At 40.3% G+C, this 13668-nt stretch carries 10 protein-coding genes; 8 read left to right on the top strand and 2 right to left on the bottom strand.

Features of this window, described 5'->3' with window-relative positions; all coding sequences use genetic code 11:
* Positions 1 to 6: 6 nt before the first annotated feature.
* From R2S10_RS12575 to R2S10_RS12560, 4 genes are all read left to right on the top strand, one after another.
* A complete protein-coding gene (locus tag R2S10_RS12575) occupies positions 7 to 1938 on the top strand; it encodes a M60 family metallopeptidase (protein WP_316840786.1) in 1932 nt (643 codons plus the stop codon).
* A gap of 22 nt (positions 1939 to 1960) precedes the next feature.
* Entirely contained in the window at positions 1961 to 3718 is a 1758-nt protein-coding gene (locus R2S10_RS12570; RefSeq protein ID WP_316840785.1) for a LamG-like jellyroll fold domain-containing protein, read from the top strand.
* 37 nt (positions 3719 to 3755) lie between these two features.
* On the top strand, positions 3756 to 4625 hold the full coding sequence (locus R2S10_RS12565) for a discoidin domain-containing protein (RefSeq protein ID WP_316840784.1): 870 nt from the start codon (positions 3756 to 3758) through the stop codon (positions 4623 to 4625).
* 92 nt (positions 4626 to 4717) lie between these two features.
* Complete coding sequence (locus R2S10_RS12560) at positions 4718 to 7243, top strand: beta-N-acetylglucosaminidase domain-containing protein (protein ID WP_316840783.1); 2526 nt, start codon at positions 4718 to 4720, stop codon at positions 7241 to 7243.
* Positions 7244 to 7456: 213 nt separating this feature from the next.
* On the opposite strand, the gene R2S10_RS12555 is transcribed toward R2S10_RS12560, so the two are convergent.
* Both R2S10_RS12555 and metK read right to left on the bottom strand, forming a co-directional pair.
* On the bottom strand, positions 7457 to 7804 hold the full coding sequence (locus R2S10_RS12555) for a hypothetical protein (protein WP_316840782.1): 348 nt from the start codon (positions 7802 to 7804) through the stop codon (positions 7457 to 7459).
* Positions 7805 to 7970: 166 nt separating this feature from the next.
* Positions 7971 to 9221 (bottom strand): methionine adenosyltransferase, encoded by a 1251-nt coding sequence (metK, locus tag R2S10_RS12550; RefSeq protein ID WP_316840781.1) that lies wholly within the window; start codon positions 9219 to 9221, stop codon positions 7971 to 7973.
* Between the two features lie 232 nt (positions 9222 to 9453).
* On the opposite strand from metK, the gene R2S10_RS12545 reads away from it, so the two are divergent.
* From R2S10_RS12545 to R2S10_RS12530, 4 genes are all read left to right on the top strand, one after another.
* The gene (locus R2S10_RS12545) at positions 9454 to 10362 is read left to right on the top strand and encodes a diacylglycerol kinase family lipid kinase (RefSeq protein WP_316840780.1); all 909 of its coding nucleotides are present in this window, start codon (positions 9454 to 9456) and stop codon (positions 10360 to 10362) included.
* Between the two features lie 11 nt (positions 10363 to 10373).
* Complete coding sequence (locus tag R2S10_RS12540; RefSeq protein ID WP_316840779.1) at positions 10374 to 10727, top strand: translation initiation factor; 354 nt, start codon at positions 10374 to 10376, stop codon at positions 10725 to 10727.
* Positions 10728 to 10871: 144 nt separating this feature from the next.
* Positions 10872 to 12476 (top strand): phosphoenolpyruvate carboxykinase (ATP), encoded by a 1605-nt coding sequence (pckA, locus tag R2S10_RS12535; RefSeq protein ID WP_316840778.1) that lies wholly within the window; start codon positions 10872 to 10874, stop codon positions 12474 to 12476.
* Between the two features lie 282 nt (positions 12477 to 12758).
* Positions 12759 to 13601: a MotA/TolQ/ExbB proton channel family protein gene (locus R2S10_RS12530; protein ID WP_316840777.1), complete on the top strand. Its 843-nt coding sequence runs from the start codon at positions 12759 to 12761 to the stop codon at positions 13599 to 13601.
* Positions 13602 to 13668 lie beyond the last annotated feature (67 nt).

Below are 13668 nucleotides of genomic sequence, written 5' to 3'. Positions count from 1 at the left end.
TGTGATATGAAAAACGCTAATTTTTTAAGCAAACTGCTTATGCTGCTTGTGTTGATGGGCTTCATCTCCTGCAAGAAATATGGTTATAAATTTGAAGATGGTTTTAATGCATCAGGTGAGGTAGTTCCAGGCGGATTACCACTAGATACGATGATGATGCAGATAGACCGGACCATGTATTCCAGAGCAAGGATTTTCCCTGGAATGGTGGAGCCATCTGAACCACGCGTAGTGAATGCAAAAGTGGTTTTAGACCTGAATTTTTCTGCCTCCAATGGTAAACTTTTAAGGATCAATGTGGCACCAGAGCCACAATTTAGTATCGGTTATTATGCTCCGGCAGGGGAATTGATCAAAATCATTGTTCCTGCAGGAATTAATGGTTTAAGTGTTCAGGTGGGTGGTCATACCGACAACCTTACCGGAAAGGAGCCTTTGCAGAGAGATGCAGTAATCACCAATACGAAACAATTGTTTCCTGGGGTAAATTATGTTCGTAACCTGTATGGTGGAACACTTTATATCCGTGCAGATATTGCTTTTGAGAAACCGGTAGAGTTAACCATTACCGGTGCGGTAGTGTCTCCAGACTTTGTGTTAGGGGTATCAAATGATGCACAATGGATTGCTCAGGTGAAAGCCTCGACTGTACCATGGTTGGAATTGAGGTCTTCAAGGGTGATCTTCCTGATCCCAAGAGATTTCCTGATTCGGAATTTTAACTCCTCAAAACCATTGGTTAATCCAACGGCATTGATGAAAGAATGGAATGCAAAATTTGAACTGGACTATAATGGTTGGATGGGTTTATCTGATAATAGTGCGGATCTTAGAGACCGTAGCCCACAGTCTGCATGGCGTGAGGTATTAGACATTCAGCCTTCTGTAGGTTATGGTCACAATGGGTTCCCTGTTGTAGCCACCATGGACAGCGAATGGTTCAATAGTGTGATTAGCCTGGAACAATTGCAAAGTGGTGCAAACTGGGGTACTTACCACGAGTTTGGTCACAATTGTCAGCAGCCTTCTATCTGGAGCTGGGAAGTGTTAGGAGAAACGACAAACAACCTTTTCAATTATAAAGTAGCCAATAGAAATGGGGCTAATTTCTCGATTCAGCATGGCGACGAATGGGTAGCTCCTGCTCTGGCTTATGCTGCCGGACCTACTGGTGCGAAGAAGTTTGATACAGATGCTGGTATGGATGATGCTTTTAAAAGAATGATTCCATTCTTACAGATCTTTGAAAAATATGGTTATGGTGCGATGACACATTTGTATACAGAAGCCAGACACGCAACAAGACTTGCCAATACCACTCAAGACAAAAAGGATTTTGTGTATGAACGTTTCTCTGAATTTGCAAATGTGAATTTGTTACCATTCTTTAATGCATGGGGTATTGAAGTGAGTAGCGTTTCAACCGCAAAGATTTCCAAAAAATACCCATTGTTAAGGAAAAAAATCTGGACTTATAACCCGATGACCAAACTGGGAGGTAATGAAGTGTACAACCCTTATGTAATCACAGCTACTTCTGAAGAGCTGAGTGGAGAGGGCGCAGTGAATGGAAGAGCAAATGCCATGATTGATGGGGATAACAATACTTTCTGGCATTCGCAATGGAGCGGTGCAACCGGTCAGATGCCGCATACGATTGTGCTGGATGTGGCTACTTCAACCACTGTTAAGGGACTTTATTTTATCACCAGAAATAGTGCGGATCAGCTGCCTAAGGATATAGAGGTATACGTGAGTGAGGATAAAACGAACTGGACGAAAGTAGGCTCTAAACAATTGGCAAGATTGCAAGGTCAGAAAATTGAATATCTTTTCCCAGCAGAGAAAACGGGTAGGTACTTTAAGGTTGTGATTTTAAATAACCATAGTAATTCTCCATATGCTGCATTAGCGGAGCTAAATATCATTAAGCCATAAAGAATTTAAATCATTGAAAATCATGATGAATTATAAAAATAAAACTGCAATGCTAATGACGGGTGCAGCATTGGCATTGTTTGCTACCCTATTTAATGCCTGTAAAAAGTACGACAATCCGCCCCCTGTATTCGAAGAATATGGGCGGGCTGCCGATAGCTATGGAGAAAGAAAGGTCTTGATCATTACTGTTGATGGAGCCGTAGGTGCGGAAGTGAAAAAGCTGAATCCGATAAATATTGCGGAAATGCTGAAAACAAGTAAGTATAGTTTTGATGCAGTAAGTGATGCTAAGACCAATACTGGAACAACCTGGGCTAGTTTAATTACTGGGGTAACTTCAAGCAAACACCGTGTATTGGATGAAGAGTTCAATTTAGAAGGTCTGGGTGATGAAGACCATAATGAGGTGCCTAAATATCCAACGGCACTTGCCCGTATGCTGGATGTAAGACCAGAATTTAAAACTTTAGCGGCAACTTCAAATAAGGCTTTAAACAATTACCTGATCCATGCGGATCGCCGTGTTTTAGCGAGCAATGACCAACAAGTGAAAGACTCTGTTGTGAAGGCTTTACAAACCGAAAACCAACGTGTGCTGATTGCTGATTTACGTGGTGTAGTAACTGCGGGAACTACTTTCGGTTTCTCAGCAGATGTTCCGGAATATAAGGATGCGATTGTAAAGGCTGATGTTTATATCGGTGAAATGTTGGACGCTTTGAAGAAACGTAAAGACTATGCTAAAGAAGACTGGTTAGTGATCGTTTCCTCTAGTCATGGGGGAGTAGGTAAAACTTACGGTGGAGCGTCCATTCAGGAAAGAAACATCTTCAGTATCTTTTATAACCCAAACTTTAAGCCATTCGAGATGAAGGCCAATCCTTATTATTCTGTAAGGTACTGGGGTAAAGGAAATGATGCTGTGGAAGTGGCGGCAGGAAGAGTGGTGAGGGCTACGGCAAATGATCCTACGGGCTTGTACAATCCTGGTAATGGCTCAATGACCATTATGGCTAAAATTCTGATTAATAAGAATGCAGACGGTAAATACAATTATATATATCCTCCTTTCCTGAGTAAGATTACAGCCCGTACGGGTGCTACTCCAGGATGGTCCTTTTTTAGAAATGATAATGGAGTAACCTTCTTTGTAAGTAACGGTACTACTGCAATACAGCCAAAGGCTGAAAACGTGGGAACGGATGGAAAATGGCATACCATTACGGGGACAATTGGCAAGGTTGGTGCAGACTTTAAAGTCAATATGTATGTAGATGGTGTGAAGTCTTTCGATGAAGTGAGCTTACCAGGTACTTCGCAGGTGACTTCAACTGCTCCATTAGTGATGGGATATCAGCCTGAAGTATTCTCCGGAGGTTATATCAACTTGTACATGTCAGATTTGAAGATTTGGAACAAAGTATTGTCTGAATCCGCAATTAAAGCGGCTGTGACCCAAACCGACGTACCAACTACAGACCCTGATTACCCTAATCTGGTCAGCTATTGGCCAGGAAATGATGGTGGTACCAATACGATTAAGAATAAAGTGGCCAATCGCCCGAATTTTACGATTACCGGAAAGTATTCATGGGATCTTTTAGCCGCGACTCCAGCCACAGGTTATGGTCCTGCAGATCCGAAAATGATCTTGCTTCAGAATGTTGATGTGACTACACAAATGTTCTATTGGTTAAGAGTGCCAACTAAATCAGCATGGAACCTTGACGGAACGGTATGGTTGGATGACTATGAAACGGAATTCATTAAACGTTAATTTTTTAGGCTTAGATATTTAATAAAAACAGAAAACAATGAAAAGAAAATGTCTGTACCTATTTATGGTTTTTGCTGTTGCAGCAATCTCTTGTAAGAAAAGTTCCGTAGCTCCTGTTATTGAAGTGATCCCGGTTCCGGTAGAAGTGACGGAAGATCCCACTTATATTAATGTGGCCAATTCGATTTCTGTGTCTCCGGCAATGGATGGTGCTAAATTTGAATGGAGCAATAGCTCAAAGAAAGCAGTAGATATTTTGGTAAAGTACAATCAGGATGGTCTGAGAAAAGAACATGCTGTTAAGAACAATCAAGAAGCAAGCGGGACTTTTACGCTCCCAATTTCTGAAATGACCAATTTTACGATTCTGGTGAATAATACTGCAGGGAAACTGGCAGAAACCAGGTTGATTGGTATCGTACCAATTTTGAAACCAGAGGTTAAATTGACAAAGATCGGTTGGACGGCTAGCGCTTCCAGCGAAGTCAATGACGCTGATAATGAGTTTAATGGTGCAGAGAATATTGTGGATGATGTGAACAGAATCAGTCTTTCTTCTCCGGGAGTACCTTCATTCTGGCAGTCGGATTACAATGCAGAACCGATGTATATTTATCCTCATTGGTTAATTGTGGATATGAAAACAGCGAGCAGGCTGACAAAAGTTGGCTTAAATGCCCATGTTGATCCTAATCAGGGTTTCACGAATTTCATTCTGGAAGGTAGTGTAGACGGCGTTAAGTATACCGAAATCGGTGCCGGATCACTGGCTTTTAATCCAGCAATAAAAACGGAACAGATTTATCCGGTGGTTACTACGGAAGCGATTCGTTATGTAAAGATAACTTTAAGGGTAGGATCACCATATCCATGTCTGGCTAATTTTGAAGCCTATTCAAGGAAATAATTTTATTAATCCTATTATTGTGGGGCTCTGAATACCTTCAGAGCCCCATTTTTATGTTAGATCCCCTATAGTTAAGAAAGAAACAAAAGAATATGATGCTAAATTTTAAAAGACGACTGATCCCCATTTTTTTATGTGTACTCACCAAGGTGTCTATAGCCCAGGAAGTTCCCCCGGCTGTTTATCCTAAACCTCATCAATTGCAGGTAGAGCAAGGCGCTATCCCTAGGGGAGAGGCTTTTTATGTTAAACCAGGCTCGGTAAACCCGGAATTACAAGAACTTTTAGCTACAGTGCTAAAGCTGGATGGTACTAAAAAGGCTTTGCCTTTAAAGGTTCTAAAAGGTAAATCAGCGGATCGCCGTTCCGGCGCTTATCAGTTGATCATTAATAAAGAAGGGATAAAGATCATTGCTGCGGATGACAGGGCAGTTTTTTATGCAGCACAGACCTTAATTCAATTGGTAAAAGGGAAAAGTACTTTGCCAGTTGTCAGCGTAACTGATTATCCTGATGTTCCTTTCCGCGGTACTGTAGAGGGCTTTTACGGCGATCCATGGACACAAGAGGATCGCATCGCGCAATTGCGTTTTTATGGTCAGCTGAAGTTAAATACTTATATCTATGGGCCTAAAGACGATCCGTACCATTCTTCTCCAAACTGGAGGTTACATTACCCGGAAAAAGAAGAAGCAGAAATTAAACAACTGGTGCAGGAAGCCAAAAAGAACTATGTAGATTTTGTATGGGCAATCCATCCTGGAAAAGATATTAAATGGAACCTTGAAGATAGTACGGCTGTGCTTAAGAAGTTCGAGATGATGTACGGACTTGGGGTTCGCTCTTTTGCGGTATTCTTTGACGACATCTCCGGTGTAGGTACCGATGCGGCTAAACAAGCGGGATTATTGAATTACATTCAATACGAGTTTGTGAATAAGAAAAAAGATGTGACGCCTTTAATCATGTGCCCTACGGAATACAATAAGGGTTGGTCTAACCCTAAACCGGGAACCTATCTGGATATATTGGGCGAAAAGCTAGACCCAGCAATTCACATCATGTGGACCGGAAATACGGTGGTGGCTGATATTACTAAGGAGGGTTTGGAATGGGTAAATAAACGCATCCGCCGACCAGCATTTGTATGGTGGAACTTTCCGGTAAGTGATTATGTGCGTGACCATTTATTAATGGGTCCATCTTATGGGATTGATACAGATGCTCAAAAGGAAATGTCGGGTTTTGTTTCTAATCCAATGGATAAAGCGGAGCCTTCTAAGACTGCGATTTTTGGAGTGGCATTGTATACCTGGAATATGAAAAGCTATCAGCCAGAGGAGGCATGGGTAGCTTCTCACCGTTATATTATGCCGGAAGCCGCTGAAGCTTTTCAATTGTTTAATGCGCATAATAGTGATCCGGGACCAAATGGCCACCGATATAGAAGAACGGAATCTGTGGAGATGCAACCTTATACGTTAGCTTTTCTGAAATCCTTAAATGAAGGGGCTTATTCGATTGCGGATGCGGGACGTTTGAAAGCTGAATTTCAAGGGATGATTGCTGCGGCGACGGAAATCCCTTTGAAAAGCCAGAACAAACGATTGGTAGAACAGATTAAGCCATGGTTGATACAGTTTTACCAACTTGGAAAAGCAGGTGTTGCAGTGATGGAATTGGCAGAAAACTGGAACAAAAAATCATATACCTCGGCATGGGCTCAATATCTCATCACAGAAGGTTACCTGGAAAAGATGGCGGAGCTGGATCAGAAAATGAACCTCAACCCTTATCAGCCGGGTGTGAAAACTGGTTCGTTGGTGATGACGCCTTTTGTTAAGGCGGTATTGCTCGCTATTGGTCAACAGATGGCCGCTGGAAATGGAGCTGCAGTTGCAGGAGGAACGCTGACCGGGGATAAAGATCAAACGACACTTTTTACCAATAATGCCAAGCTGAAAAGTCAGCCTTTGCAGATTGGCAATCAAAGTGTAGCAATTTCTCCAGCGCTGGAGACGATTGCTTTGCAGCCTGGTGATTACTTCGGACTTCGTCTGCATTCTAACTTGAAGGCTAATTCCTTATCGTTTAATCTGGAATCTCCAACATTAGCGAACTGGGGCAGTTTTGAAAGTTCTGCCGATGCTGTAAACTGGAAGCCGCTTGCTGTGGAAGAGAAAAAAGGAAAAGGGATGGCCAGTCAATTAGAGGGGAATCATGATGCTTATATTCGTTTCAGAAACAAGTCTGATCAAACACAACACTTTTACCTTAGATCATTTAAAATGGAGGTGAAGACAAAAAATGAAACAGATAATGGCGTTTTTGTACTAGATGGTAATCTGGCCACCTATAGCACATTTTCTATAAATGAGCCTGGATTGGTACACTTGCCTAAAGATTTTCAACAAACTGATTTAAGGTTATTGCTGCGCTTAAAGGGCGAAACAGTGACTGTTTTCTCAAAAGATAAGAAAGGAAAAGAAGTTATTTTATATGAAGGTGCTGCGGATGATATTAAAATTGAAAAGTCTGCGTTGAAGAAGATAGATACGCTGTATTTTAAAACGAATGCGATTGAACAACTACGAATATATGAAATAGCTAAGTATTAGCGGGATAAAAGGTTTCTAGTGTGCAAAGAACCTGGTGCGAAGGAATTTTATTACTTATTAAAACGATAAATATATGCAACTCTATGAATGGGCAATATTGGTTTTAGCGATTATTGATGGGATAATCGTATTGTGGATAAGTGTAATGGATAAAAAGGTATAAATGAATAAGGCCCATCGCAATTGATGGGCCTTATGTTTATTCCTGTTTTTCTAACTAAAAAGTTCTTGAAGGTCGCGGTCTGCGGTAGGAATTTTCTTCAAAAAGTCATCAAATCCAGCGCCTTCCTGAGAGCTGTACATGCCATAAGCATCCAGAATATATCCAATCTGACCGTCTTTATCTTCTAAGATATAGAGTACCGAGTTATCACCTGGATCAGAATCACCTTCAAAACGATAGGTTTTTATAATGGTTAAATCTTCCGGATTGTAAATCTTATTGAGGCCAACGCCTTGCATTTTACCATGATCTGTCATCTTTATTTCATTGTCCAGTCCTTTAAGTCTTAATTTATCCAGGATCTGGCTAAGGGTATTCATTTCTACTGGCTGTTCCATATCGATTACTGTTTGTTTGCATTAATTAACATTTTTCAGGGGAAATGGTTTTTTGTTTATGCAGTGTTCAGTGAAAAGTCTGGGGCTATAGCCTAAAGCATGGATACAAAAAAAGCGCTATCCTGATCGGATAGCGCCTTTTTTTATTTGATGATTTTTTATCGTTCTACAAAGAGAAAGCAGCTTTCACCTGATCTACGAAATCTAGTTTCTCCCAGGTAAACAATTCTACTGTTACTGTTTTTTCTTCTCCATAAGGAGTTTTGAAAGTTTTAGTAACAGTTTCATTTTTACGACCCATATGGCCATAAGCAGCAGTTTCGCTATAGATAGGGTTTCTTAGCTTCAAGCGTTGCTCGATGAAGTAAGGACGCATATCGAATAAGCCTTCTACAATAGCAGCAATCTCACCGTCAGTTTTATTTACTTTGCTAGTACCATAAGTGTTGATGTAAATTCCCATCGGTTTTGCTACACCAATGGCATAACTTACCTGTACAAGGATTTCTTCTGCAACACCTGCAGCTACCAGGTTTTTAGCGATATGACGTGTAGCATATGCCGCACTTCTATCTACTTTACTTGGATCTTTTCCAGAGAAAGCACCACCACCATGAGCACCTTTACCACCGTAAGTATCAACAATGATTTTACGGCCAGTAAGACCTGTATCACCATGTGGACCACCGATTACAAATTTACCAGTTGGGTTGATATGGTATTCAATCGCATCATTAAATAAATGTGCGTATTGAGGATATTTAGCAATGATTCTTGGAATTAAGATAGACACCAAGTCAGACTTGATTTTTGCCAGCATACTTGCTTCTTCGTCGAAATCGTCATGTTGTGTCGAAATTACGATGGCATCAATACGAACTGGTTTGTTGTTGTCATTATATTCAAGGGTTACTTGTGACTTCGCATCCGGGCGTAAATAAGTGATTTCTTTATTTTCGCGTCTTAGCTCAGCAAGTTCCTGTAATAGTTTATGAGAAAGGTCCAGCGCTAAAGGCATATAGTCTTCAGTTTCGTTGGTGGCATAACCGAACATCATACCTTGATCACCTGCACCTTGTTCTTCTTTGCTGCTTCTATCTACACCTTGGTTGATGTCTTGTGATTGTTCGTGAATTGCAGAAAGAATCCCGCAAGAGTTAGCTTCAAACATGTACTCACTTTTGGTATAACCAATTTTTTTGATGACGTCGCGCGCAATCTGCTGAACATCAAGATAAGTTTTGGATTTTACCTCACCAGCAAGGATGACCTGACCAGTAGTAACTAGGGTTTCGCATGCAACCTTTGAATCTGCGTCAAAAGCCAGGAAATTATCGATTAGTGCGTCGGAGATTTGATCTGCGATTTTATCAGGATGACCTTCGGAGACAGATTCTGATGTAAATAAATATGACATCTTAAATAATTAATTTTTTTAATAAACAATTATATAAAATGGCCTCTGATCCTGCAATACAGGCAGTAAATTGAAGTGTATGATAGGTTAGCACTTTTTTTTACGTGGTTGCAATCCCGCTATTTTTGATGATAGCATCGCAAATCAGTCCACTTTAATGATGCGAAATTACTATATATATTCAAATAGTCAAAAAATATCAATTATTTTGTACCGTATTTAAACCACTGTTTTGTCAAAATCTAATATTTTATTTATTATCAACCCGATTTCGGGGGGGAAGGACAAGCTGAAAATTCCAGCTTTGATCGATGCCCATTTGGACCGTTCGAAGTTTAACGCGAATTACAGCTTTACGGAATATGTTGGCCACGCTTCAGAAATTGCTGAGGAAGCGGCCAGCAAGAATTTCGATGTAATTGTAGCCGTTGGTGGCGATGGAACGATTAATGAGATCGGGACTAAGGTGATGCAGCAAAATAAGATCCTGGGAATTCTTCCTTTCGGATCCGGAAATGGGCTATCAAGGTTTCTGAAAATCCCAATGAAAACGGTACAAGCCATTAAGGTGATCAATGATTTCAAGGTGAGGGTGATTGATACAGGCAGGTTTAATGACAAATGCTTTTTTAATATGGCGGGTATGGGCTTCGATGCACATATCAGTTCGGTATTTGCGGGGAATAAGTCGAGGGGCTTATCAGGATACCTGAAACTCGGTCTGAAGGAAATGTTAAACTATAAACCTCAGACTTACCATATATATATAGATGGTAAGGAATATGTGCGTACTGCTTTTGTGGTGAGTGTTGCGAATTCTTCTCAATATGGTAACAATGCACACATTGCTCCAAATGCTTCGATCACGGATGGCTTACTGGATGTGTGTATCATTAAGAAATTCCCATTGATTAAGATTCCGGTACTGGCTTATCATATGTTGAACGGTTCGGCAGATCATACTTCAATGGTGGAAATCATTCAGGGAAAGGATATCCGGATTGTTCGAGCGGCAAACGATGCCATTCACATCGATGGTGAACCCTATTTCATGGGTAAGGAGCTTAACATTTCATTGGTTCCTTTATCTTTAAATATCATTACACCGGATTATGAAGCTGCGTTGCTTCCCAATTCCTAAATTAAACAGAGATGAAAGCTAAAAAGAAAATATTGAATGACTTTGGGGGGATTATGTTTTCTACAGACCCTTCCTTTGTATATGAGCAGGACAAGGAGCTGGAAGAGGCGCCATTAGCGGCGAATCAGCAAGATCTTAGGGTACTATTGGATCGGAAAAATCGTGGCGGTAAGGGTGTGACGCTGGTTACAGGCTTTATCGGAAGCACGGAAGCGCTGGAAACACTGGCTAAGATGCTGAAGTCTAAATGTGGTGTTGGTGGTGCGGCAAAAGACGGGGAGATCCTGATCCAGGGTGATTTTAGGGATAAGGTTTTGCTGCTGTTGCAAAAAGAAGGCTATAAAGTTAAAAAATCAGGAGGCTAACAAATGCCCTTGTTAATTTGTAATTAACTGATTTTTAGTGCATTTGTTGTTAGTGTATCAACAACAATAAGTAAATTTTTTCCAACAAAAGCACTGGTAATCCCTTTTTATCTGTATAACTTTGTCTCACTAACTTATTTATTTATGAGCAAAGCACTTAGGCTTAAGCAGGATTTGGGGCATTTGAATTTAAATTCAGATCAGGCCCTATATCAGCTTAATGTATCACAATTGGTTGAAGAGGCCTTAAAAAATGGAGAAGGAACACTTGCCGATACCGGAGCATTGGCAATTGACACAGGTAAATTTACCGGTCGTTCTCCAAAAGACAGATTTATTGTTTGCGATGAGTTGACAGAAGACTCAGTGTGGTGGGGAGATATTAACATTAAATTTAGCCCTGAACACTTTGATTCGCTTCTAAAAAAGGTTACTGACCACCTGAATCAGCAGAAATTCTATGTAAGGGATGCTTATGCCTGCGCTGATGAGAGTTATAAAACAACGATCAGGGTGGTGACAGAAAATGCCTATCAGAACTTATTTGCCCATAATATGTTCTTAAGATTCGGCGAAGAAGGATTGCCTGAAACTCCTGAATGGACGATTATCGCTGCACCAAGCTTTTTAGCAGATCCAGCAGTAGATGGCACCCGTCAGGGAAACTTCTCTCTTTTGAACTTTACTAAAAAAATGATTCTTATTGGTGGTTCCGGATATACGGGTGAAATCAAAAAAGGAATCTTTTCCGTTTTAAACTTCATTTTACCACAACAGAGAAATACGCTTTCTATGCATTGTTCGGCGAATGTGGGTAAAGATGGGGATACGGCAATTTTCTTTGGCTTATCAGGAACGGGTAAAACTACGCTTTCTGCTGATCCGGAAAGAGGTTTGATCGGCGACGATGAACACGGCTGGGGTAAAGAGACCATCTTTAATTTTGAAGGCGGTTGCTATGCTAAATGTGTGGACTTAACAGAAGAAAAAGAACCGCAGATTTTTAAAGCGATCAAATTTGGATCTCTTCTGGAAAACATCAACTATTTCCCGGGAACTCGTGAAGTGGATTACAGTAATGTAGAGAAAACTGAAAATACAAGGGTTGCTTATCCAATTCATTATATAGATAATGCTATTCTGCCTTCTATCGCAGGAGTGCCTAAAAACATATTCTTCCTGACTGCAGATGCATTCGGAGTATTGCCACCGATTTCTAAATTGACTCCGGGCCAGGCGATGTTCCATTTTATTTCGGGATATACGGCTAAGGTTGCAGGAACAGAAGCAGGAGTTACAGAACCTCAGGTTACTTTCTCTGCTTGTTTTGGAAAAGCTTTTTTACCATTGCATCCTACTAAATACGCGGAGTTGCTTGGCGAAAAGATGCGCAAGCACAATGTGAATGTCTGGTTGGTGAATACCGGATGGAGTGGGGGAGCTTATGGTGTCGGTAAACGAATGAAATTATCGTATACCAGAGCAATGATTACCGCGGCTTTGAAAGGAGAATTGGAAAAAGAGCGTTACAACACCGATCCTGTATTTGGTTTGGCCATTCCAGCGTCTTGTCCAGGCGTCCCATCAGAAATATTACAACCAAAAAATACCTGGGAAGACCAGAAGAAATATGATCAAAAAGCGAATGAGCTCTCACAGGAGTTTATTACCAACTTTAAGCAGTTTGAAGCTTTTGCGAGTGCTGAAATCCTTGCATCCTTCCCTAAAGTTGTGGAAAACGCCCCATAAAGCTTTTTTTTTGCTCAAAAATTTGCATATCAATTTTTTTTTAGTTTTAATTGTGAAAGATTGTCTCCGCTAGGGGACAATCTTTTTTAATATACGCCGATGCGGACAGGGGGGAGACTTAGTTCAAGGGAAGAAACTAACGATTATTTAATTTGGAATTAAAATCAAAGTTATAAATTTGTTCTTGCAACAATTGTTTGTAATGATCGTTGTGTGTATTACAGAATAATAATCTAAATTTAAAAAAAACACGAGTACTAAAAACTAAAAAACTAAAAAACAATGGCAAACGCACCAAAACCAACAACAGTTCAAAAAGAAAGCTCATCATCTGCTTCAAATTTATTTGCAACATTAGTAATTCCTATCTGTATCATTATCGGTATTTGTATTTTCAAGTTTGTCTTGGGTAGTAGAGATAACTTTATTGACGGAGCAGATCCAGATTTGCATGAGACAATGCCAAAAGTAGGTAACTATGCAGGTATGGCTTACAAAGGTGGTTTCATCGTACCAATCTTAATGGGTATGTTCTTAATGGTTATCGTTTTCTCAATTGAGCGTATGATCGTAATCGGTAAAGCAACTGGTAAAGGTAGCTTAGACGCTTTCGTTAAAAAAGTACAATCACTATTAAACTCAAACAACATCGAAGGTGCTATGGCTGAGTGTGATAGACAACAAGGTTCGGTTGCTAACGTAATCAAATCTGGTTTGAAAAAATACAGAGAAATGGAAGTTGAGCCAAACATGGATACAGATCAAAAATGTTTAGCGATCCAAAAAGATATCGAAGAAGCAACTACATTAGAGATGCCAATGTTAGAGCAAAACTTAACTGTAATAGCAACATTAGTATCAGTAGGTACATTAACAGGTCTATTAGGAACAGTAACAGGTATGATCAAGGCCTTCGGTGGTTTAGCTAACTCTGGTGCTCCGGATCAAGCGGCATTAGCAACTGGTATTTCTGAGGCTTTGATTAACACAGCTACAGGTATTGGTACTTCTACTTTCGCGATTATCATGTACAACATCTTAACTTCGAAAATCGATAAATTGACTTACGCTATTGATGAAGCCGGTTTCAGCATCATCCAAACTTACGCTTCTACGCATAAATAAAAAATAATGTATTTTTTTTACCGGCTTTTATGGAAAACCGGAAGAATAAACATCATTAGTTAAATAC

The sequence above is a fragment of the Pedobacter gandavensis genome (genome assembly GCF_032678745.1).
Taxonomy (GTDB): Bacteria; Bacteroidota; Bacteroidia; order Sphingobacteriales; family Sphingobacteriaceae; genus Pedobacter; species Pedobacter gandavensis_C.
This window is presented reverse-complemented; position numbering and strand designations above follow the sequence as displayed.